General features: G+C 38.6%; 20 protein-coding genes. 10 read left to right on the forward strand and 10 right to left on the reverse strand.

Going from position 1 to position 23,848, the window contains the following annotated elements; genetic code table 11:
* Positions 1-29 precede the first annotated feature (29 nt).
* Positions 30-620, reverse strand: a complete 591-nt coding sequence (locus tag I7H67_RS01000) for an SPOR domain-containing protein (protein WP_198306901.1) — start codon at positions 618-620, stop codon at positions 30-32.
* A gap of 57 nt (positions 621-677) precedes the next feature.
* Between I7H67_RS01000 and I7H67_RS01005 the strand changes: the two genes are divergently transcribed.
* Positions 678-806 carry a hypothetical protein gene (locus tag I7H67_RS01005; RefSeq protein WP_081399186.1) on the forward strand — a complete coding sequence of 43 codons (129 nt, stop codon included), beginning with the start codon at positions 678-680 and terminating at the stop codon, positions 804-806.
* A gap of 59 nt (positions 807-865) precedes the next feature.
* On the opposite strand, the gene ppk1 is transcribed toward I7H67_RS01005, so the two are convergent.
* The gene (gene ppk1, locus I7H67_RS01010; protein ID WP_004793981.1) at positions 866-2,947 is read right to left on the reverse strand and encodes a polyphosphate kinase 1; all 2,082 of its coding nucleotides are present in this window, start codon (positions 2,945-2,947) and stop codon (positions 866-868) included.
* 105 nt (positions 2,948-3,052) lie between these two features.
* Entirely contained in the window at positions 3,053-3,730 is a 678-nt protein-coding gene (mtgA, locus tag I7H67_RS01015) for a monofunctional biosynthetic peptidoglycan transglycosylase (RefSeq protein ID WP_004793982.1), read from the reverse strand.
* Positions 3,731-3,806: 76 nt separating this feature from the next.
* Between mtgA and I7H67_RS01020 the strand changes: the two genes are divergently transcribed.
* Complete coding sequence (locus I7H67_RS01020; protein WP_107881116.1) at positions 3,807-4,616, forward strand: rhomboid family intramembrane serine protease; 810 nt, start codon at positions 3,807-3,809, stop codon at positions 4,614-4,616.
* Position 4,617: 1 nt separating this feature from the next.
* Here I7H67_RS01020 and I7H67_RS01025 read toward each other — a convergent pair whose 3' ends face one another.
* Together I7H67_RS01025 and I7H67_RS01030 are read right to left on the reverse strand one after the other, a co-directional pair.
* The gene (locus I7H67_RS01025; protein WP_198306858.1) at positions 4,618-7,077 is read right to left on the reverse strand and encodes an ABC transporter permease; all 2,460 of its coding nucleotides are present in this window, start codon (positions 7,075-7,077) and stop codon (positions 4,618-4,620) included.
* Positions 7,078-7,080: 3 nt separating this feature from the next.
* Positions 7,081-7,773 (reverse strand): ABC transporter ATP-binding protein, encoded by a 693-nt coding sequence (locus tag I7H67_RS01030; RefSeq protein WP_192455493.1) that lies wholly within the window; start codon positions 7,771-7,773, stop codon positions 7,081-7,083.
* A gap of 44 nt (positions 7,774-7,817) precedes the next feature.
* Between I7H67_RS01030 and I7H67_RS01035 the strand changes: the two genes are divergently transcribed.
* On the forward strand, positions 7,818-8,441 hold the full coding sequence (locus I7H67_RS01035; protein ID WP_151827993.1) for an arylesterase: 624 nt from the start codon (positions 7,818-7,820) through the stop codon (positions 8,439-8,441).
* A gap of 35 nt (positions 8,442-8,476) precedes the next feature.
* Here I7H67_RS01035 and I7H67_RS01040 read toward each other — a convergent pair whose 3' ends face one another.
* Positions 8,477-9,091, reverse strand: a complete 615-nt coding sequence (locus I7H67_RS01040; protein WP_004793989.1) for a carbonic anhydrase — start codon at positions 9,089-9,091, stop codon at positions 8,477-8,479.
* A 285-nt stretch (positions 9,092-9,376) separates the two neighbouring features.
* On the opposite strand from I7H67_RS01040, the gene I7H67_RS01045 reads away from it, so the two are divergent.
* Positions 9,377-10,402: an alpha/beta fold hydrolase gene (locus I7H67_RS01045; protein WP_151828185.1), complete on the forward strand. Its 1,026-nt coding sequence runs from the start codon at positions 9,377-9,379 to the stop codon at positions 10,400-10,402.
* Between the two features lie 26 nt (positions 10,403-10,428).
* On the forward strand, positions 10,429-11,436 hold the full coding sequence (locus tag I7H67_RS01050) for a hypothetical protein (protein WP_005303333.1): 1,008 nt from the start codon (positions 10,429-10,431) through the stop codon (positions 11,434-11,436).
* Between the two features lie 23 nt (positions 11,437-11,459).
* Here the strand turns inward: I7H67_RS01050 and I7H67_RS01055 are convergent, their stop codons facing one another.
* Together I7H67_RS01055 and nfuA are read right to left on the reverse strand one after the other, a co-directional pair.
* Positions 11,460-13,724, reverse strand: coding sequence for a TonB-dependent siderophore receptor (locus tag I7H67_RS01055; RefSeq protein ID WP_198306859.1), 2,265 nt, complete (start codon positions 13,722-13,724; stop codon positions 11,460-11,462).
* A 169-nt stretch (positions 13,725-13,893) separates the two neighbouring features.
* Positions 13,894-14,532 carry a Fe-S biogenesis protein NfuA gene (nfuA, locus tag I7H67_RS01060; RefSeq protein ID WP_005303330.1) on the reverse strand — a complete coding sequence of 213 codons (639 nt, stop codon included), beginning with the start codon at positions 14,530-14,532 and terminating at the stop codon, positions 13,894-13,896.
* 157 nt (positions 14,533-14,689) lie between these two features.
* On the opposite strand from nfuA, the gene I7H67_RS01065 reads away from it, so the two are divergent.
* From I7H67_RS01065 to I7H67_RS01085, 5 genes are all read left to right on the forward strand, one after another.
* On the forward strand, positions 14,690-15,307 hold the full coding sequence (locus I7H67_RS01065; protein ID WP_151827422.1) for a rhomboid family intramembrane serine protease: 618 nt from the start codon (positions 14,690-14,692) through the stop codon (positions 15,305-15,307).
* Positions 15,308-15,477: 170 nt separating this feature from the next.
* Positions 15,478-17,154, forward strand: coding sequence for an arylsulfatase (locus I7H67_RS01070; RefSeq protein WP_198306860.1), 1,677 nt, complete (start codon positions 15,478-15,480; stop codon positions 17,152-17,154).
* Positions 17,151-18,155 carry an SUMF1/EgtB/PvdO family nonheme iron enzyme gene (locus I7H67_RS01075; protein ID WP_198306861.1) on the forward strand — a complete coding sequence of 335 codons (1,005 nt, stop codon included), beginning with the start codon at positions 17,151-17,153 and terminating at the stop codon, positions 18,153-18,155. The genes I7H67_RS01070 and I7H67_RS01075 overlap by 4 nt, the downstream gene beginning before the upstream one ends.
* Before the next feature lie 107 nt (positions 18,156-18,262).
* Positions 18,263-18,427 carry a hypothetical protein gene (locus tag I7H67_RS01080; RefSeq protein ID WP_016138934.1) on the forward strand — a complete coding sequence of 55 codons (165 nt, stop codon included), beginning with the start codon at positions 18,263-18,265 and terminating at the stop codon, positions 18,425-18,427.
* Between the two features lie 553 nt (positions 18,428-18,980).
* Positions 18,981-20,528, forward strand: a complete 1,548-nt coding sequence (locus I7H67_RS01085) for a hypothetical protein (protein WP_198306862.1) — start codon at positions 18,981-18,983, stop codon at positions 20,526-20,528.
* 42 nt (positions 20,529-20,570) lie between these two features.
* On the opposite strand, the gene I7H67_RS01090 is transcribed toward I7H67_RS01085, so the two are convergent.
* Positions 20,571-21,905: a D-serine ammonia-lyase gene (locus I7H67_RS01090; RefSeq protein ID WP_198306863.1), complete on the reverse strand. Its 1,335-nt coding sequence runs from the start codon at positions 21,903-21,905 to the stop codon at positions 20,571-20,573.
* A gap of 164 nt (positions 21,906-22,069) precedes the next feature.
* Positions 22,070-23,701, reverse strand: a complete 1,632-nt coding sequence (locus I7H67_RS01095) for an inorganic phosphate transporter (RefSeq protein ID WP_198306864.1) — start codon at positions 23,699-23,701, stop codon at positions 22,070-22,072.
* Positions 23,702-23,848 lie beyond the last annotated feature (147 nt).

Below are 23,848 nucleotides of genomic sequence, written 5' to 3' on the forward strand. Positions count from 1 at the left end.
AAAAAGGAGTCTTCGGACTCCTTTTTATTTTATTGCGGCGTTAAGGATGCCCACTTAAACACCCACGCAGATGGCATATTTAAACTATTATCAGCAATAATTTTTTCTCTAATAATTTGTGCAATGGCATAGTCATTTGCAGGGTCGACCATGACCCGTATGCCTTTAGTCGTTGCACTGGTTACAACCTTGTACCCTTTTGCTTCTAACTGCGACTGAACCATATTTGCCTTATTTTGATTAGATGCTAGCGCAACTTGTACCATCCATTTCTTTTCACCATTTTCCAAGATTTCTTTAGCGACAGCTGCATCAAGTTGCTTTTTACTGTCAAAATTTTTCTTTTCTTCTACTTTCTTGGTGTGGACATCTTCAACTTTCTTTTGGGCTAAAAACTCATCTTGTTTTGGTTTTCTCTTTTGGATGATTATTTTTTTATTTTTCTCTCCACTTTTGTTAGCTTTATCATTAGAAGGATTTACAAAATAAGGATATATCGCTTGATCATCAAATCTTTGAAAGACGATGATATCTCCATAACACTTCTGATCTGCGTAAGCGGTCACTGGTATTATCCCCAAAAGTATTTTAATAAGTAAACTTCTAATAAAGCATTGCATCTTATTCATTTACCAAAGTTAAGTATATTTAATGCGGCGTATTAAAGTAGATTTCTCGTGATTTGTATATTTTTAAAATTCAATGTTTTATGTAAAAAATCACATATTTTCAAAACATATTGCAGTGCTTCAAATTATTATCGTTTATCCAGCAACCATTTAGAAAAACTAACTAAATTACTTTGAATTTCAGTCAATTAAAAAAGCCGACAAAATGTCGGCTTTTATTTAGTCTTGAAAGTTCATTATTTAATGATTTCTAATAACGCCCTTTGAGCATTATGCAATTTTTCACCCTCTGCTGGCTCAGCACGAATCCAAGTACCATCCCCTTGTAGCAGCCATGCCTGTTGATTATCTTGTAAGTAATTTACCAAACCTTGTTGATAAATACGTTTTTTCAATGCAGGGTCTTCAACAGGGAAACACGCTTCAACACGATTAAATAAATTACGGTCCATCCAGTCTGCACTTGAACAGTAAATACGTGCATCGCCATTATTACTGAAGTAATAAACACGAGTATGCTCAAGGAAACGCCCTACAATTGAACGCACTCGAATATTCTCCGACAGGTTCGGCAAACCTGGACGTAAGCAGCAAATCGAACGGATAATCAGGTCAATTTGAACACCCGCCTGAGAAGCTTCATACAATTTATTGATTAACTGGACTTCGGTTAATGCATTTACTTTAACAATGATCTGAGCTTTACGGCCTGCTTTAGCATTGGCAATTTCTTCATCAATAAAGTTAATAAGCTGAGCATGTAGGGTAAACGGTGCATGTAATAGCTTTTTCAATTTCGCCATTTTGCCCATGCCGGTCAACTCTTGGAATATACGGTGTACGTCTTCACACAGATCTTTATCTGTGGTCATGAGACCATAATCGGTATAAATTCGGGCATTCATCGCATGGTAGTTACCCGTTCCTAAATGAACGTAACGCACCAATTTATTATTTTCACGGCGCACGACCATAATCATTTTGGCGTGGGTTTTATAACCTACAATACCGTAAACAACGACTGCTCCAGCTTCTTGTAAAACGTTTGCTACTTCAATATTTGATTCTTCATCAAAGCGAGCACGTAATTCAATAACGGCAATGACTTCCTTTCCATTACGCGCCGCTTCTGCCAAAATTTGCACAATCTCAGAATCAGCACCACTACGATATAACGTCTGCTTAATTGCTAATACTTGCGGATCGCGAGCAGCTTCACGAAGTAGCTGAATTACAGGAGCAAAAGATTCAAACGGATGATGCAGTAAAATATCTTGCTTCTGCATTGCCGAGAAAATGCTCTCGGTCTTTTTAAACACTTTAGGCACAACCGGCGTATGCGAGTCATAACGTAAATGAGGACGTTTAAAGTTTGAAACTAGACGAGCTAAATTTACTGGGCCATCAACTTTATATAATTGCTCATCAGTTAAATCGAACTCTTCCAGTAAGTACTCATAAATATGCTGTGGGCAGTTATGGGTTACTTCCAAGCGAACTGCACGACCAAAACGTCGAGAACTTAATTCACCTTTTAATGCTTTAGCTAAGTCTTCAACATCTTCATTCAAGGCCAAGTCTGCATTACGTGTCACACGGAATTGATAACACCCAGTTGCTGTCATTCCTGGGAATAAATCAGACACATGTTCATGGATAATTGCCGATAACATTACATGATGTTCTTTACCACCTGTTAATTCGTCTGGTAGGCGTACAACGCGTGGTAATGAACGTGGCGCAGGCACAACAGCCAAATCAATTTGACGACCAAAAGCATCTTTACCTTCAAGCGTAATAATGAAGTTCAAGCTTTTATTAACAAGTCGAGGGAACGGGTGTGCTGGATCTAGGCTAATTGGTGTTAATACAGGTGCAACTTGTTCCTGAAAATATTTTTTCACCCAAGCAGATTGAGCTGGAGTTAACTCACCACGACGTAGGAAGCAAATATCCTCCTCACGTAACTTAGGTAAGATTTCCTCATTTAAAATTCGATATTGACGCTCAATCGCAGCATGAGCAGTTTCAGAGATTTTTTGTAAAACCTGTCTTGGTGTAAGACCATCAGGGCTACGACTTTCATTGCCTAGAGAAAATTGTTCCATCACTCCCGCAACACGAATTTCAAAGAACTCATCGAGATTACGCGAAAAAATGAGCAAGAAATTCATTCGCTCAAGCAATGGATGTAAAGGGTCTACCGCTTGCTCCAATACACGCAAATGGAAGTCAAGAATAGACAATTCACGATTTATATAACGGTCATTATAACTATATTCTATTGGGGTCGTTGTTGCTGTAATCGCTGTATTCATGTCTAACTCTATTCTCTATCCAGCCAAAATCTCTATAAACCAGTATGCTGCAAAAATATGACAATTTGGTAAAAACTAAAAAATTTACACATCTTTAAAACAGCTTTATTCAGGAATCTGGGTGCTATTCATATAACGTAAAATAACGCGTTTTCTATATTGTAGTTTATGATCGTTGCGGTGATCTTGATAATATTTCGGATCAGGCAATAACGCAGCTAAGAAAGCAGCTTGTTCACGCGTTAAGCTTTTAGCACTTTTACCATAATAATGATGAGCGGCTGCTTCAACACCATACAAATTTTTGCCGAATTCAACTGAGTTCATATATACCTCAAGAATTCGGCGTTTTGACCACATCCGCTCCATCATCCAAGTCGCGACCGTTTCTTGGCCTTTACGAATAAATGAACGTTTGTTGTATAAAAACAAGTTCTTTGCAAGCTGTTGAGACACGGTAGAACCACCCGCAACTACTTCACCCTCTTCATTATTTCGCTCAAGGGCAAAACGGATACCTTGCCAGTCAAAGCCATGATGATGGATAAATTTTGCGTCTTCGCCTGCTAAAATTGCATGTTTAAAATTGTCGCTAATATCATCATAGTCCAGCCACTGATGGACAATTGGCTCTGATGTATCAGACCAATAATCAATTCGCATGAACATGGTCGTATCCACTTCATGTGTCCGCCACCAGACCAAACTCGAAAAAATCCAAAGTTGAATAAGGAGAATCGCCCCAATAAAAATTAACAACACGCGAACAATAAAAGCTTTCATGTTCGTCCTGATCTCCTGTATTCAACTTTTTTCATGTTAAGCTGTAAAGCATGTTCATATATAACAAAAGCATAGCATGACTCAATATCAGCCTCCGCACATTAATCGTAAACTCAATGTACAAACTTGGTGGCTGACTGCCCTGCTCATCGCAATCAATGTAGGTTTGTTTGTCTGGCAAATTCTATCTGGCGTCGATATTAGTGACCCAGCCATGAAAGATGCTATTCATTGGGGAGCTGATTTTACACCACTTACTTTTTCTGGGCAGCCTGAACGTCTATTTACCAGCATGTTTTTTCATTTTGGTTTAGTCCATCTCATGCTCAACATGTGGGCCTTATATATTTTCGGTAATGTTGCCGAGTCACTATTTGGTCGCTTCTATTTTATAGGCATGTATTTACTTGCTGGTTTATTCGGTAGTCTTTTAAGTAGTTATATGACCATTCAAAATGGACATGAATTACTGCAACATTTTGACCAGAGCTTACTTCCTCATGTCAGTGCAGGTGCTTCAGGCGCCGTAATGGGATTAGGTGCTGCGTTAACAGTACTTTCCTTATTTCCACCACTTCCGCATCAAGCCTACATACTCGATAAAAAAGCATTATTAATGATTATGGCAATCAACCTTATTTTTGGTTTTGTCGCAACTGGTATTAATAATGCCGCACATATTGGCGGCATGGTTATTGGGGCATTTCTTGCACTGATGTGGTACTTAAGCTACGTCAGTAAGTTTAAAAGTGTGCTCAAGATTTTAGGCTTGTTAGGCGCAGTAATCATTACGGGTGGTTTTTATATGTACTGTGTACAACTCAACTCACCTTTACTTCCGCTATGGCATGAAATCATCATCCAAAATCCTGGAATTATCCCTTAAGTTAAAGCTGATTTAATTCTCTTAAGCTTTGTAAAGGTGGTAAGTTGCAAAGATAACCGAGTCGATAACGACCAATCAATGCACAAAGCAGCATCATGCCAAGAGGTAAAATCAGCCATATTTCAAAATGCCACTGTATTGCCATATTCATTTTATAACTAGCAATCGCACTAATCACCTCCGCAAAACAGCAGGCAACTATGCCTGCTAACAGACCAAGGAATCCAATCTCAAAACTGAGCATTTGCTTCATTTTATTTTTAGATAAACCAAATGAGCGTAGTAAAGCAACCTCACGGCGTCGCTCGTCCATTAATAGGTTTAAACATGCAATCAGTACCAATACGCCTGAAAAACCGACCAACGCTGCCAGTACAGTCACTATTTTGACCAAGACATTCATTAAGCGTTTTACTTCATCTAAAATTCGATCAACATCAATAAATACTGTATTTGAGAACTGCTGAATAATATTGATCATTTTAGGTTGATCTTGCTTAGGTACATAGAAACTACCTAAATAACTTCCAGCATTTTCATCTAAGGTTTTAGGGGAAAAAATAAAGAAAAAGTTAGGACTAAAGCTTTCCCACTCTACACTCCGGAAATTCACAACTTTGGCTTGTAATGTACCTTCAGGCAAGCTAAAGGTCAGCTTGTCTCCAATTTGGATTCCTAAACTTTCGGCAGTTTTACTTTCAACTGAAACTTGCCCAATGCCATTAAACTGAGCTTGTCCTTTTGTAATTGCGTTGTCATTCGGTAATTGATTTGATTGCGTTAAATTCAATTCACGGCGCAAAGAGTTATTTTGTTTTATGGCTTCTTCTGAAAAAGGTACATCATTTTTTGCTACTAGTCGGCCTCGGATATTTGGATAGAGCGGCGTGCTTTGCCAACCATGTAGCTTTAATTGCTGCTCAAAAGGTTTTAAATCGAATGGAGGTAAACCATATACAAATTGATTCGGGGTTCCTTCAGGAAGCTGTTGCTGCCAACGCTGTAATAAATCTGTTCTTAATACGCTTAATACAGTAATGAGGCTTAAGCCTAACGCTAATGCGGTAATTTGTAAGGCACTTTGCGAGGGCGAACGAATATAAAAAGACAAACGATTTTTCATCTTTTTTAAACTACGAAGTAAAAGCCAAACAACGGTATACAGCAAAATACAAAGAACAATAATCGCAGCCAAAACCACAATGCTGAGCATCAAGTTTTCACTCAACACCAAACTAAAAACAATCAGACTGCTAATGCCAGCAAAAAACATAAAGAATAAAGATTTACGAGATTTGGCTTCTTCGCGAATCACCCGAATTGGAGGTGTATTTAAAAGCTCCCAAATGCTTGGCAAAATAAAACCGAGCAGCACAATCACACTCGTAAAAATAGCGATTGGTAAAGGCCCAAGTAAAAGTGGTATTAGCGAAAAATTTAACTCTAATTGAGGAATCAATTGCAGCATAAGTTGCAGCAGGCCATACCCCATGACTAAACCTAATAGGCTTCCCATCACAATTGAAATCGCACTGACAATACAAAGCAATCCAATATAGGCCCATAAAATTTGGAACTTACTGGCTCCTAAGCATCTGAGAAGTGCAATATGATCTTGGTTTTGCTGAACATATCTTTGACTCGTTAAAGCGATGGCAATCCCACACAACAAAATCGTTAAAATATTGGCCAGTTGCAAAAAGGTATCTAGGTTTTCAAGCGGGCGTAATAACCGACTATTTGATTCGCTCGCATCACGCAAACGTAGACCCGCCGCTTCATCTGTTTCTTTAGAAGGTTGATGCTGTTGCTTAAATTGCTTACTAAACCTCTGAATTTGTTCAGGTTGACCAGACATTAACAGTCGATAATCGATTCTACTGCCAGTTTGAATTGCATGAGTTTTAGCAATATCGGCTTGATGAATAATAACGGTAGGTGAAAAACCAGAAAAACCCAGTTCTTGGTTTGAATCACGCACAATCACGCCGCTAAAACGGAAGGTACCGTCAGCAATAGAAACAATATCTCCTCTTTTTACTTTTAATAAATCCGCTGCTCTTTGGCTTAGCCAGACTTCACCAGATTGAATCGCTTGAGTTTTTGGCGCAATTTCAAGCTGTCCTCTGAGTGGAAATGCAGGTTCTATCGCTTTTACATTGACCATGACAAACTGATCTTGTGTATGAGCCATAGAACTAAATAGAGTGACATTAGTTTGCTTTAAACCAAGCTGTTCTGCTCTTTTTTTCCACAGCTGTTCGATAGGCTCGTTATTCGACAGAACTAAATCTGCACCCAGCATTTGCGAGGCTTGCAGACTGACTGCATTCTTCACTTGGTCATTACTAAATTTCAGGGCTGTGGTCGCACTAATCGCAAGCGATAAAGCAATAATGAGTAGATATAATCCACCCGTACGAAAACTTTGTAGGAAGAGCGGCTTGAGAAGATTACGCATAATTTAACCACCCTGTACTGTCTTTAGTCGGCCATCATCTAACTCAACATGACGCTGACAAAGGGCTGCTAAATTACGATCATGAGTCACTAAAATCAGTGTCGTACCTAACTCTCGGTTTAAATCAAAGAGCAAACTTTCAATTTCTTGTGCTGTCTGACCATCTAAGTTTCCGGTAGGTTCATCCGCAAAAATAATTTGTGGTTCTGCAATAAGAGCTCGTGCAATCGCCACACGTTGTTGCTCCCCTCCAGATAAGACTTTAGGTGTTTGTTCAACTTGACGACTAAGACCTACTCGATGCAACCAATCTAAAGCTTTTTTCTCTGCGGTTTTATAATCGAAATCTTTACGTAACCGTAAAGGTAACATCACATTTTCAAGCGCACTCAACTGAGGCAAGAGTTGAAACGACTGAAATACGAAACCAATATGCTGCATTCTGATTTGGGCACGTTGTTCCTCTGTTAACTGATGAACAGCTTGCCCACACAGCCAAACTTCACCTTCAAATGGTTGATCTAAAGTTGCCAAAATTCCCAACAATGTTGATTTACCTGAGCCAGAACGCCCAGTAATTGCCACCTGCTCCCCTTCAAAAATTTCTAAATCGATATCTTTTAAAATCGTAAACTGATTTTGGTTAATCTGAATAGTTTGTGTAACTTGATGGGCAGCAATGATGGGTTGTGGCATGATGTAAAAAGTCCTATGTATTCAGAATCAGGGTCGAAGTACAAATGTCTAAATCTTTTTTGATTGGTTCTAAAAGCATCATGCTCATCTCATTAAGTATGCTGCCTATGCTTGTATCGGCGAAAACTATTTTAATTTTAGGAGATAGTATTAGTGCCGGTTACGGAATTGATCCCAAACAAGGTTGGGTACAATTACTGCAAAAACGCTTAGACCAACAGTATCCCAAACAACACAAAGTGGTCAATGCAAGTGTTAGTGGAGAAACAACCAGCGGCGCTTTAGCCCGATTACCTAAGCTATTACAGACTTATAAGCCAAATGTGGTCGTGATTGAATTAGGCGGAAATGATGGCTTACGTGGTCAACCACCTCAAATGATTCAAAAAAATCTGGATCAGCTCATCCAATTAAGCCAAAAACAAAAAGCCCAAGTTATTCTTTTTGGCATGAAAATTCCGCCAAATTATGGGGCTGCGTATAGCAAAGCTTTTGAAAATAACTATAAAGTTGTCAGCCAAAAATATCAGGTGAAATTGCTACCGTTTTTTCTTGATGGAGTCGCAGGTCAAAAACAGCTTATGCAAAATGACTTGATTCATCCCAATGCTCAAGCACAGTCAAAATTACTTAATTTAGCTTATCCATATATAAAAGGTGCCCTGTAGGCACCTTTTATCTTTAAGCATTATTTTTAATATAATCAGAAATCAAAAAAGGTTACTTCACCAGTTTCTAGCGAATATTCTGCACCAACAACAATCAACTCACCTTTCGCAATCAGGCTCTCCAATACAGCCGAACCATGACGTAATTGATTTACCGAAGCAAAAACGTTTGAACGTACCGCATGACATGAAAGTTTTTTCAAATCATTTTTTAAATCAGTCTGCATTAAAATTTCAACTGACGGACGAACACGGTTCACAATCGACATTAAGTTAGATGATGGCGGGTGATCAGGATTCATTAACGTATCAATTGTCGCCTGAATAGCGCCACAATGACTATGTCCTAATACAACAACAACTGGACAGTCATAGCGTTCTGCCGCGAACTCAACACTACCGACTTGTGAAGGAGCAACCACATTACCAGCAACACGGATTACGAATAAGTCACCAAGACCTTGATCAAATACCATTTCTGCTGGAACACGTGAATCTGAACAACCTAATACAATCGCAAACGGATTTTGATCCTTTGCCATTTCAGCGCGTTCATGATGCGATAAGGTTTTTGCAAGGGAACTATTTCCATTTACAAATCGTTGATTACCAGCTTTCAGACGATCTAAAACTTCTTGCGCGGTAGGCATTTTATATTTCCATTGTTTTTTCAAGGTTGGAAATCATTTTAATGTGTCAAAATTTGAATGTCACTGACAAAAAATTAAATCATTTCCCATGAAAAAATTTAAAAATACGATCTCTATTTGAATGTAATTTTTATCGCAAATTCCTTACTGTTTAGCGAAAAAATAGACATACTTTGGTTCTCGGATTGACTATAATTTTTCTCCTTTTGATCATTTGGCAAATGACTCATTGGCAAAGTTTTTCAATAATTTTCAAACTCGCTTATGCCTCAAGGATGAAATCTTATGACGACGCTGTTTGTATCAACCAAAACAACCATAAAGAAAACAGCTATGGCACTTGCCTTGGCTTGTAGTCTTACAACAATAACAGGTGTTTTTCAGACGCAAGCAGCTGATACCATAGATATAAACTTTCAGAATATTTTACAGCAAGAGCGCAGTTGGGCAGGTTTACAAAGTAAAAGTTTAAAAGTTGGCGAGGTGACATGGTCATATAGTGAAGGTGGTTCTACGGCTAAACCGACATTGCTTCTTATTCATGGATTAGGAGGGAGTCGTGATAACTGGAACCGAGTTGCACGTTATCTCACAGCAAATTACCACGTTATTATTCCAGACTTACCGGGTAGTGGTGAAACCTTAGTTGCACAGGATTTCGATTACTCAGTACCTAATCTTGCTGAAAAGTTACGTCGATTTGTTGAAGCTGCCAATTTAAAAGGCCCAATTCATATTGCCGGCCACTCACTTGGTGGTTCGATTGCCCTACTCTATGCTGGACAATATCCATTTGAAACTAAAAGTCTATTCTTGGTTGATAGTGGCGGTATTTTCCGTTCTGCAAATACAATTTACCTAAAAGATCCAGCTTACTTAAAACAACTTTTAGTATCTAAAAAAGGTGACTTTAATTATTTGTTAAAGCAAACCATGTTTAATCCTCCATTTATTCCTAAAGAGTTCCTTCAAGCTCAAGAAAAGCTGATGATTAATCAGGCGCCTCAAACGCAAAAACTGGTTGATCAGCTTATTGCACTCAATAAAGTCTATACGCCAGATTCATTTGCAGTGCTCACCAAGACAATCGATGCCCCAACACTGATTTTATGGGGTAAGCAAGATAAGATTATTAACGTAGAAGTAGCAAGTGAACTAAAACGACTTTTAAAGAATGCCCAGCCTCCGGTTATTTTAGAGAATGTCGGCCATATGCCAATATTGGAAGCCGAGCAACTGGTTATTCAACAATATGTACCGTTTTTACTTAAAGTAGAAACAAATCAGTCTTTAAAAACGACTACACCTTAAATAAAACTTCGGACTTGTGAGACCTTATGTCTACCCAACCGCTTATAGAAAAACTCATTGAAGCTCATCTTGATTTTTTAGATGAGGAATTTGCTCAGCCCCAAATCATTCAACAAGAATTTGAGCAATTTTATCATTGGTTGGGTAGTCAGCAACTACAACACCTCTGGACCTTTGAACAAATTCAGCAGCTGATTCAAAAGCAGATTTTAGAAACTCCTGCTTCTGATTTTCTGCTTGAACAAATTGCAGAACATATTCGCTTTGCACTTATTCATCCAGCTAATGAAAATACAACAATTGAAGATGTTATTCCTGTTTTAACAATTGATGGAATTGCGCAATACGTTGCAAGTAAAGAAGAGCATCGTAAAAAAATCATTAAAATGATTGTGAATAATCCTGCATTTTCAGCACTCTTGACTCAATTGATTCAACAAACAATGCATGATTACTTAGATGAATCAATGTCAAAACGTGTACCGGGTGTAGGCCGTTTTATGAAAATGGGGAAATCTGTTCTAGAAACAGTGACTGATTCAAATTTAGACGACACGATTAATCATTATTTGCAAAAGAATATTTTAAAACTAAGTCAAATGAGTGAGCGCGTTTTAAATCAACATTTTGACAATGACAAGCTCTATCATTTTCAGGCAAATGTTTGGCATAAAGTTAAATCTATGCCACTTTCTGTTTTAAAAAACTATGTAGAAGTTCAAGATTTATCAAAGACTGTAGGTTTAGGACACGAGATTTGGGATCACATGCGTCAAACTGATTACCTGAAACAACAAGTCCATGATGGTATTTACACATGGTATGTTCGAAATCAGGAACGTAATTTTGACTTGCTACTGCATGATCTCAATATTAATGAAAGTTTAATTCAACATGAACTGACTCAGTTACTTGTGCCTGTATTACAGCAATTAGTTATAACGGGACATTTAAGACGCCGCGCCCGTGTTTACCTAGAGAAATTTTATTATTCTGAAAAAGCATTAAATATTATCAACAACAAAGGCGCTTAAAGCGCCTTTGTTATTTGTCTTGATTAGAAAGAATATTTTAAAGAAGCGTAATAAGCTCGGCCTGGCTCATTGTAGGTTTGGCTGATCGAATTACTGTCTCTTAAAATTTGTTTATCAAACAAGTTACTTACGCCAACACGCGTACTAATATTGTCTGAAATTTTATAACCAACATTAATACCAGCGGTGCTATAGCTTTTTACAGTACTTGGCTTAATCGCAGAATTTGTTCCACCTGAACCAATGCCCGATTCGAGTCTATTTTCAGCAAACTGGCGAGATTTTTGACGGCCATATTGAGTGAATACAAAATTCACATCTAACTGATCTGTAATGTCGTAATCAAAAATTGAGTTAATCGTATAGTTTGGAACTAAAGATAATGGATTACCCGTTTGCTTATCTTTCGAGTCCATCATGTAAGTAAAGTTATTGGTCCAACGAATATCGCCAAAGTCTAAGCCTAAACTTCCTTCAAAACCTTGAATTAATGCTTTAGGTGTATTTTCCCAGCGTAAGATATTCCACTTGGTGTTGGTCACAGCGCCTGTATTTGCGTTGGTACTTGAGCCATCAACTGTTCCAACAACATTTGTACCAGCCACAATCTTATCTTTATAGTCATTGCGGAACCAAGTTAAGCTCGCATTTACGATATCTTTTTGGAACTGAATGCCTAACTCTTTGTTTACCGAAGTTTCTGGTTTTAAATCCCCATTACCTTGCAACAAGCAACGTGACTCAATATTGGCCGGGCAACCATTGCCGTTCGTACTGAGTAAGTATCCTTCGGCATTTTGATACATGTTTGGTGCTTTATACGCTTTTGCTACCCCACCTTTTAAAGTGAAATAATCATTGAGTCTTTGAGTAATGTTTAAGCTTGGGCTCCAGTTAGAACCAGATTTGCTGTGATCATCGAAACGCAAACCTATTACGGCATCGGTGCTGTCGGTAAGTTTTAAGTTATCTTCGATATATGCAGAAGCAATACGTGATTCCATTTTACTGCGATTGCCTTTAGCTAATTGATCGCCGTAACCTGAACCGCTGCTGTCTGCTCCCTGATTTGTCGAAATATTATCTTTAAATCTGTCTTCAACCCATTCAGTACCGAGTGTTAATACGTGTGGTACATAATATTCAAAAGGAATATTGGCTTCACCATTTAACCGAAGAGTTTCTAAGCGTGAAGTGGCTTTGTCATCCAGATTATTAATTTTTCCTTCTGTGCTGCCGCCCAGACCTTCAGGAAGACGTTTATTGTGAGTTTTATCATATTGAGCAACTAACTTGCTTTTACCCCAAGACCAATCCCCTTCATGCGTTAATGCATAACTATCGCGGTACATGGTATTGGTTTCTTTACCAATAAGTTCCGAAAGAATCGCATCCGCTTCAGCATTTGCATTTAACTGAGAGTCACCAGAATAAATATTACCTTGTTTGCTAGAAGAGACATCAAGTAACACAGTTTGTTGATCTGTTGCCTGCCAAGCTAAACGGCCTGAAATATCTTTATTTTTAACGCCTTCACGGCCAGCTGCGGTACTGCCTATTGATTTATTAATATCGACATCGTCAGCTTCTGTTTTATTGTAATTACCATATAAACGATAAGACAAAACGTCTTTAATCAATGGCCCACTTACATTAAAGCCAACACGATTTGATGCGCCTTCTTTAGAATCTTCAGGTTGTGAAGTATAAAACTCTACTGAGCCATGGGTTTCATTCGTCACTTTTTTAGTAATGATGTTAACCACACCACCTGCTGCACCCGAACCATAACGAGCTGCGGCTGGTCCGCGTAAAACCTCAATCGATTCGATTGCTTCTGCTGGAACCCAGTTTGAATCACCTCGTGTATCACGCTCTCCTTTCCAGCCATAACGAACTGAATTACGAGAGTTAATTGGTTTTCCATCCACTAAAATGAGCGTATTTTCTGGACCCATTCCACGAATATCAATTTGTCTATTATTACCACGCTGCCCCGTTGCACTATTGCCTGTTAAATTAACACCTGGCATACGGCGTACATAGTCAGAAATATCATTACGAACTGGTAGTTTTTCTAAATCTTCTTTGGTAATAACCGACACACCGAGCGATTGCTTCACTTGCTCTTCAGCAGTTACAAAAATTGTTTCCAATTTCACAGGTTCAGCAGGCTTTTCTAATGCTTGTTCAGCTTGTTCTTGCTCATTTTGTGCAGCATAAGCTATAGACATCATACTTGCCAGTACTGAAACAGAAAGCACTGACTGGATAATACGCTTCGACATAAGTATTCCCAATATATTGATTTATTAAACATCTCTCATTTTAAGTTCGGCATTGTAACAAATCTAAATAAAATTACAAATGATATTGATAATAATTATCATTATTTATATTGAATAATAAAAAAACCTCATTGCGAGGCTTTTTTATGTCACTTTTCAAATAATTTAATTATTTGAAATAAGCACCTTCTGCTTGCGTATGGTCAGTTTGGTCAACCACACGTTGAAGCTCAGGAATCTGCTCTTTTAAAGTGGTTTCAACGCCCTGTTTCAAGGTAACGTCAATCGCAGAACAGCCTTGGCAACCACCACCGAATTTCAATACAGCAGTTAAACCATGTTCTGGATCATCTTGTACTTCTACCAAGCTACAATTTCCGCCATGCCCTGCAAGACCTGGGTTAATTTCTGCTTGAAGAATGTAAGTAATACGTTCTTCAATTGATGCATCTGGACCAACACGTGGAACCTTAGAATTTGGTGCACGGAAAGTGAGCTGACCACCAAAACGGTCCTTATTGTAATCGATTACAGCATCTAAAAGATATGGAATAGATGGTGCATCAATATACGCAGGAAAATCAGGATAGTCCTGTTTATAATCTGTTGGGATCACTTCTTCTGGAGCACTATATGCCATACAACATTCGGCACGTGGCGTACCCGGATGCTCAACAAAAATTCGAACGCCAATTCCCGGAGTATTTTGCTTCGTTAATAAATCGTGCAAATACTCTTGTGCAGATGGTGTAATCAAAAGGTTTGGAATTTCTTCTGCAACAGCAGTGTTGGTGTTCTCAGTCGACATAACAATATTCCTCAAGCTGATGCCTTTATATTAACCGAAGATGAGGTGGATTTAAAAAAAATCAACTAAATTTGTCGGATTTATACACAACAGGGTTTCAACTTAAGTTTTTAATGGCATTATTGAGCCAGTATTGATCATTTTTTAAATATTTCTTATGTTGCATTTGCCATTTAACCATACAGTTACTCTTATTATTATTACGGTCATTATCTCTTTAATTGCTTTTAGCAACCAAAACGTGATGAACCGGCTGATTTTTTGGCCACCTGCAATGCAACGTGGACAGATTGATCGCTTCATTACTCATGGCTTTATCCATGCCGATGGAACACATCTACTTTTCAACATGATTACCTTGTTCTTCTTTGGCAGTATTATTGAAAGTTTTTATCGCCAATATTTCTACGACATGGGTTTTGTGTTGTTCTATTTAGGTGGCTTAATCTTCGCGATTTTACCAAGCTATTTACAGCATAAAAATGATGCGAATTGGGCCAGCCTAGGCGCCTCAGGTGCTGTTTCAGCAGTGTTATTTGCTTATATTCTATTTCAGCCGTGGAAGCTGATTTTCGTATTTTTCATTCCTGTACCCGCTATTATTTTTGCAGTTTTATATGTGGCATACAGTATTTGGGCTGGTAAGCGTGGTAATACTCATATTAACCATAGTGCTCATTTATGGGGTGCGGCTTACGGAATCATCGTAACAATTCTACTTGAACCAAAAGTTATTCCGCATTTCTTAGACCAACTAACTCGCCTTCCTTTCTAAACAAAATAAATTAAAGAAAGGCCCCTTGTGGGCTTTTCTTTTTTTCTCATTAATTTATCACTATAAATTCTCAGTCTTTTTTCTGATTATCTTTGATCATTTCTTTGTTTTGATTGCAAAAACCATCTGATTAAACTCGTGCCAATTCTTTTAATAATTCAGATGATACAATGACGTACAAAGCAATTTTATCTAGCCTTTCCATTGCTTTATTTAGCTTATCTTTAGCTGGATGTAATGACAACGATAATCAAGAAACTGCGGCAAGTACTCCAAAGCAGCCTAATATTTTGTTCATTATGGCGGATGACTTAGGCTATTCCGATTTAGGAGCTTTCGGTGGTGAAATTCATACACCTAATATTGATAGTTTGGCTCAAGAAGGCCGCCTTTTAACGGATTATCATACTGCTCCGACTTGTTCTCCAACACGCTCTCAACTCATTTCTGGTACTGATCACCACTTAGCTGGTATTGGTGCAATGGCTGAACTGACACCAGAACATTTGAAAGGACAACCAGGCTACGAGGGATATTTAAATGAACGCTCTCTATCTATCGCACAAGTACTTAAAGATAATGGTTACCGCACGTACATCAGCGGTAAATGGCATTTAGGGCTAACTCCAGAAACAAATGCACATGCAAAAGGTTTTGATCATTCATTTACTTTATTACAAGGTTTAGATCACCACTTTAAGCAAGCGCCAAGTGCGTTTAAACGAAATTCAACTTACACAGAAGATGGTCAAGTTATTCCTGTTTCCGCTTTGCCTGATGACTTTTTCTCGACAAATTATTTTACCGATAAATTACTGAGCTACTTAGACTCAGGCAAAAATAGTGGTAAACCGTTCTTTGCTTATGCTGCCTATACAGCACCTCACTGGCCAATTCAAGCACCTGCTGAATACCGTGAAAAATATCGCGGAGTTTATGATGTCGGTTACGATGCTATTCGTAACGCACGTATTGCTAAGCAAAAACAGCTTGGAATTATCCCTGCAAACTTTGAGGCAGCAGAACCAATTGCAACTCAAAATGCCCCACAAAAATATGGAAAATGGGATGAGTTAACAACCGAACAAAAGGCATTAGAAGCACGTAAAATGGAAATCTATGCAGGCATGGTAGAAAACCTCGATGCTAACGTCGGCCGCATTATTCAATACCTCAAACAAAATAATCTTTATGACAACACTTTAATTTTCTTTGTTTCCGATAACGGTGCCGAAGGTTTTGTACGTGGCGGATATGGCAGTGAATCTGGCTTTGATAACTCTGTAGCAAATGTGGGCACACCAACTTCATATCACTATATTGGACCACGTTGGGCCGAGGTCAGCGCGGCACCATTTCATTTATGGAAAGATACAGCTGGCGAAGGTGCAACCACTGCTCCTGCTATTGTGAAATTACCGAACCAGAAAAAAGCAGAAGAAACCAATAATAGCTTTGCATCTGTACTCGATGTTTTCCCAACCCTATTAGAATATGCCCATATTCCAGTGCCTCAAGGCCAATACAATGGTCGTACCATTAATACACCATCAGGGATTTCATGGAAGCCTTTACTTGAAAATAAAACCACTACCATTCGCCCTGCAAATTTTAGTTTTGCCGATGAATTACATGGCAGCAAATATGCAAAACAAGGTGAATGGAAAATTGCAGTTCAAGGGCGCCCTGAGTTAGGCACAGGAACTTGGGAGTTGTATAACATTGCCACTGATCGTGGAGAAAAGCACAATGTTGCGCAACTTTATCCAGCAAAAGTGCAAGAGTTGTTATCGGTTTATCAAAAATATACTGAGAAAAATGGTGTGCAGGAATATAACCCCAAATGAGATTAAAACTATTTTTAGTTACCGCAATCAGTCTGTCTTTTATGACAGGCTGTAGCCAATCTTCAAAAGTTTCTGAATCAGCACCCTCGCCTCAACAGCCAACGTCTTTAGCTGACCTGGGTTCTATTGAAAAGTGTAAAAACTACTCTGGACTACCTCAAGGTTGGCTCAAACAACCTACAGCTGGAATGGTTTTAATTGCCGATGGCAATTTTAATTTTGGTTCTGAGAAAGCCTATCCCGATGAACTTAATTTTGGAAAAAAACAACGAGAAGTTAAAGGATTCTGGATTGATCAGACTGAAGTTACCGTTGCTCAATTTGCAAGCTTCGTAAAAGCAACAGGCTATATTACCGATGCCGAAAAACAAAAGCAGGCCGCTGTTTTCTCACCAGATCCTTATCATCCACAGCAATGGTGGCAGCTAAAATCGGGGTATACATGGAAAACTCCAAATGGCAGTAATGGTGCGGTAGCCAATTCGAATGAGCCTGTGCGATATGTGAGTAAAAATGATGCTGAACATTATGCAGTCTGGCTCGGACATGATTTACCAACAGAACTAGAATGGGAATATGCAGCTAAAGCCAACTCAAAAACTGATACGCCCTTACATCAAGCGCCTACCGATGAACATCAACATCCACAAGCAAATTACTGGCAAGGTGAATTCCCTTTTCAAAACCTAAATCAAGATCACTTTAAAGATGTAGCACCCGTTGGATGTTTTGCGCCAAACGATTTCAAACTATTTGATACGATTGGAAATGTATGGGAATGGACATCCTCTCCTTATCAAGGTGCTCATGACCAACATATGGGAAATTATTCTGATTTAAGACAACAACAAATTGCGAGTACACAATATGTAATTAAAGGCGGATCTTTTCTATGTGCCCAAAATTATTGTTCGCGTTATCGAAACAGCAGTCGTTATCCGCAAGACTTTGATTTAGCAGCAACCCATGTTGGCTTTCGAACAATTTTAAGATCTGATTAGTTTCTTTTAATTGGAATTAGTAAATATATTTTTAACGAAAAGTAGATCAAAAAATAATCAATATATTTCTATAGTACAAAGGAGAATGATAAAAAAGTGAGAACATGATGAAAGCATTATTTCTTTGTGTAGCAGCAATTTTCACAATGTCATTATCAGCCTGTGCAGTTCATACACGGGAAGGTAGTATTGTGATTGATCCAGATTCACCTTATCACAATCATCCCGGGGACTTTTGCCCACCAGGACAAGCTAAAAAAGGACGCTGTTAGAAACACTCATTCTTAAAGTAATTTTGAAGTTACGTTAAAGAAATAGAGTTTGATTGAATGATAAGCTGAGTACAAAATAGTGGGTTCCAACCCAAAAATAGATGGGATGAAACTAGAAAATTATGGTGTAAAAAAATCACCATATCCCCAAGATTTTTAAAAGACAATCTTACGTTGTCTTCTATCTAGTTTCACCCCAATTCTTTCTTATTCCGTCTGACTTCTCTTATCCTTTAAGAAAAAAGTCTAGTTTTTAATCATTTCTGCATCTGTATTATTGATACATTTTGAACATTTTACCTTCAGGTTAAAACTGATGTATTTGCTCCATACAAAATAATCATTTATGTAACGTAAGTCTATAAAAATGTTCTAAAAATGTGAAAAAAATTAAGACCAAAATGAGATGAATTTATCACAATAAATCGCTCTTTCATGTTTCATCACATAAATATTCAATATTATTTTGTCAGTTATTGCCACTCGTTTCCTTTCATTGGCATAGATAATGTATACATCTGTATATTAACCCAGTCTTATAACGAGATATTTTATGTCCAGCACAAGTCAAGTCGAAGGTCTACAATTTCCAGTACACGCCTCAACAAAAAAACAAAGCACATCTCTTACAGGCCAAGAGATTTTGTCAGAGGCTTTATCTGTTGTAGATAATAAAACCGCGCAACAAGTGTTGAATGAAAAAAACTGGCGAAAAAACTACCCTATTTATTTTAAAGCGCTTGTTAAGCAAGGCATCTCAAATAGTAGCAATCCAATTACTATTGCTAAGCAGGGCTTGCATAAAGCTCACCACCTTTTTGATTACTATCGTGATAGTAAACATTACCTTTTAAAAGATGCGGTTCATATTGCTTCATCTACCCCCCTTCATACAGTAAAACTTAAAGGTGAAAGTGATGCGGCTCCGGAGTGGTATGTTCCTTACAAAGGACAAAAGCTCAGTGGACAAAGCTTACTAGACCAAATTCAACGTTGGGAAGAGACTGGTATTATTGAACCAAGTCATGCAAAAGCTTTGCGTGAAGCTACCGCTCATCCAGAATGGTTTGATTTATCTGACCGTACCATGGTGTTGTTTGGTGCGGCTTCAGAAGCTGGTCCTCTACCTTGGTTAGCCAAATGGAAAGCGAATATTATTGCTGTCGACTTACCAAACCCACGTGTCTGGGGCAAAATTTTAAATACGATTCAACAAGGAAACGCAACGCTCATTGCTCCAAGCGTTGAACAAATTGCATCTTCAGCAAAAGCTTCTGAACTAAAAGATAAATTGGGTGCAAATTTATTGACTCAATTACCAGAAATTGCACAGTGGCTAGTGCAGTTTCCACAAAAGTTAGATTTGGCCGCAATCGCCTATTTAGATGGTGAAAAGCACGTTCGTGTATCCATGGCAATGGATAGCATCATGCAATTTGTGAGCGAGCATAAGTCTGATACGAGCCTTATGTTTATGTGTACGCCAACCGATGTTTATGCAGTTCCTAAAGAAGTAGCAAAAGCTGCTCAACAAAAATTTAAATCACGCACAAAACTACAAAAAATGGCGGTGAAAGGTGTTTCTACACTTTCCTTAAATCGTTTTTTCCAAGCACCATATCAAGACCTGATTGATTGTGAAAATGGAAAAACTTATGGTATTGCCGACTGTCTAGTGGTTGAACAAGGCCCAAACTATGCTTTGGCAAAACGCATTCAACAATGGCGTGCTATTTTGGCCCGTCATCAAGGACAACACGTCAGTATTAATATTGCTCCATCTACAACGACTCACTCTGTGACTAAAAATCCATTATTGAAAGCAGCTTTTAATGGTGCAGAGCTTTTTGATGTAGAAGCATTTAGCCCTGAAACGACCAATGCCATTATGGCGGCACTCTGGATTCATGACTTAAGAAATGAGTCTTCTGTAGCAAATCCTGAAACTGAACTGGACCATCCGCTTGAACTCATGATGGAAGGTGCTAACCACGGCGGATTATGGCGTGTTGCTTATTTAGCAAGAACTGCCCTGCCTTTTGCTGCAATCTATGGCTTTGCAACCGAAAAACTACCTTTTGGAAAATCATCTAAAAAATAGTTTAATTAAAGCCCAATTCTAGAATTGGGCTTTTTTCTGTGTTTATTTATTTTGAAAGTGTGAAAGATATTTTTGCATTTCATCAGGTGGTACCATACCACCTCCTGTCGCCCATACCACATGATTTGACTGCTGCAACTTTTCAGCTGATAGTTGATGTAAAGCTAAATAATCAGGACTCGTCTGAACATAATATGGACCCATCATTCCTGCCACTGCTGAAGGCTCAAGCTGAATATTTTCAGTTTGATTTAGAAGTGCTATGAGTTCATACAAACGTTCATCATGAATGGTGTAATAGCCATCAATTAGCTGTTGCATAGCACGTCCAACAAAACCTGAAGCACGCCCTACTGCAAGTCCATCTGCGGCGGTAACATTATCGATGCCAATATCATTTACTGAAATCTGATCATGCAAGCCTGTGTGCACACCAAGTAACATGCAAGGCGAATGGGTTGGTTCAGCAAAAATACAATGTACATTCTCACCAAAAGCAAGTTTCAACCCAAAACTCACGCCACCTGGGCCACCACCGACGCCACACGGCAAATAAACAAATAATGGGTGTTCAGCATCAACTTTAATCTGTTTTTGCTCAAATTGCTGTTTTAAGCGTATTCCTGCAACGGCATAACCTAAAAATAATGTTCTCGAGTTTTCATCATCAATAAAAAAGCAGTGTGGATCTTGTTCTGCGGCTTTTCGTCCCTCTTCAACAGCTACACCATAGTCACTAGCATATTCCACCACGTTGACGCCCAGTGAACGCAGTTTGTCTTTCTTCCACTGTCTAGCATCGGCAGACATATGGACTGTGACTCTAAAACCCAGTTTGGCGCTCATAATGCCAATCGAAAGCCCAAGGTTGCCTGTAGAACCTACTGCAATTTGATACTTAGAAAAAAACGTGCGAAATGCGTCTTGGTCGAGTTTAGTGTAATCGTCTTCCAACTTGAGAAGCCCTGCCTCAATTGCCAATTTTTCGGCGTGAGCCAAGACTTCATAAATACCACCACGGGCTTTAATTGAACCTGAAATAGGTAAATGACTATCTTTTTTTAGCCAGAATGCTCCACTCAGTTGCACTTGTTCTGTTGAGGAAAGTGCTTGCTGCATGTTCGCAATTTCAACGATATCTGATTCAATTTTTCCATGTTGTGCTTGAGTTTCAGTAAACACTTTTGCTAAATAAGGTGCGAAACGCGCTAGTCTTGCTTCCGCTTCACTTACGTCCTCTGCTGTGAGTCCAACTTTTTCTAAAGCTTCTATTAAAGGATAGCGATGAGGTGTAAACCAAAATGTCTCTTTATAGGCTTGCAATGTCTCAATAAGTGGGAATTGTTGTTTTAGCTGATCTATTTGAACCGCATCCATAATCTATCCTGATATAAAAAGTTTAAGCTCAGCTTTTAAAGCTGCTTGATGCTCTATAACAACTTGTTAATTTATAATTGAATGTACATGAAAATAGACTGAACTTAAAAAAGAAACAAATAAAAAAGCCACTGTTCACAGTGGCTTTAATGTTTTAAATGCTTTTATACAAACTGCAAGAATAACCAGTACAAACCGCCTGATAAACAGATTGTTGCAGGAAGTGTAAATACCCATGCAGATAAAATTGTTTTCACTGTATTGAAGTTTAAGCCTGATTTATTCGCAACCATGGTACCTGCAACAGCACTGTTTAAAACGTGTGTTGTTGAAACAGGCATACCTAAACCGTCAGCAGCTGCAATTGTACTCATTGCTACAAGCTCAGCAGACATCCCCTGACCATAAGTCATATGATGCTTACCAATACGCTCACCTACAGTCACAACAATACGTTTCCAGCCAACCATGGTGCCTAAGCCAAGTGCCAAAGCAACTGCTACTTTCACCCAAGTTGGAATGTATTGTAAGAATGAATCTAAGCTACTACGGTATTCTTTCACAAGTTTTTCTTGTGATTGATCCATTTTTGGTAATGCATTTGCTTTATCCAAGCGCTTAAACGAAGTGGTGCTTAAATACATGTCATTACGAATTTCGCTAATTTCAGCTTCTGGAATATCTTTTAAGTTGCTATAGCTAGAAACACGCTCACCCAAGTGGTCAGTCATGCTTGCCAATGCAGGCACTACTTCTGGAGTTTGCTGTTTAGTTTGAATGTATTTAGTCAGAATAAGACGTGCTTTTTCATCGCTTAATTCTGGCTGATTTTGATTCAAAAATACGGCAGTTTGAGAAGAAAGCTGATGGAATGATTGAACTTGTTGTGTATCAAGGTTTTTATTTAATGAATAAGCCAACGGCACCAGACCAACCAAAATCAGCATGATGAGTCCCATACCTTTTTGACCGTCATTAGAACCATGTGCAAAACTTACACCTGTACAGGTAAAGATTAAAATTGCACGAATGATTGCTGGTGGTGGTTTATTACCCTCTGGCGGCTGGAATAATTCTAATTGGCGTTTAAAAACAGTTTTAACCAACAAGAATACAATCGCTGCAAAAGCAAAACCAATTAAAGGCGAAAATAATAATGCCTTACCGACTTTAATCACCTGATCCATATCAACACCGCTGGTCGTTACGCCAGTCGATGCACTCAACAGATGGTTCATAATGCCCACACCCAAGATTGAACCAATCAAGGTATGAGAACTAGAAGCAGGAATACCCAAGAACCAAGTACCTAAATTCCAGAGAATCGCAGCAATTAGAAGCGCAAAAACCATTGCGAAACCGGCACCGCTACCCATGTTCATAATCAGTTCAACAGGCAACAATGCAATAATGCCGTAAGCGACTGCGCCGCTTGCAACCATTACCCCAAGAAAATTACAAAAACCTGCCCACATGACTGCAACTGGTGCAGGTAAAGCATTGGTGTAAATCACTGTTGCTACTGCATTTGCAGTATCGTGGAAGCCATTTACAAACTCAAAGCCTAAAGCAATCAAGAGTGCAGTAGATAAAAGGATAACCGAATAAAGACTCAAAGGTGGTACGTGTGCTAAATCAGCACTCACCTGAAATCCAATATAAATAAGTGTTGCAACAATAATCGTCAGAAACACCGGCATAAAAAACTTAGGTGTCGGGACATGTACATTCGTCGATTTGACTTGCAGGTTTGCCGCAAGTTTTGAATCCGAAACAGGGGGTAGATTAGAATTCATGCAGACGGTAAGAGGATAAAAAAATCCTCTGTATTCTTAAATTAAATTATGACAATTATATGACAAAGCGGCGCCTGATGAAGTCAATTTTTCATATTTTGACCTCATTTGATGCACCTTTCCTCTATGAAATTTATTTTTTTATTA

The sequence above is a fragment of the Acinetobacter sp. ACIN00229 genome, from assembly GCF_016106645.1.
In the GTDB taxonomy this organism is placed as follows: domain Bacteria; phylum Pseudomonadota; class Gammaproteobacteria; order Pseudomonadales; family Moraxellaceae; genus Acinetobacter; species Acinetobacter oleivorans.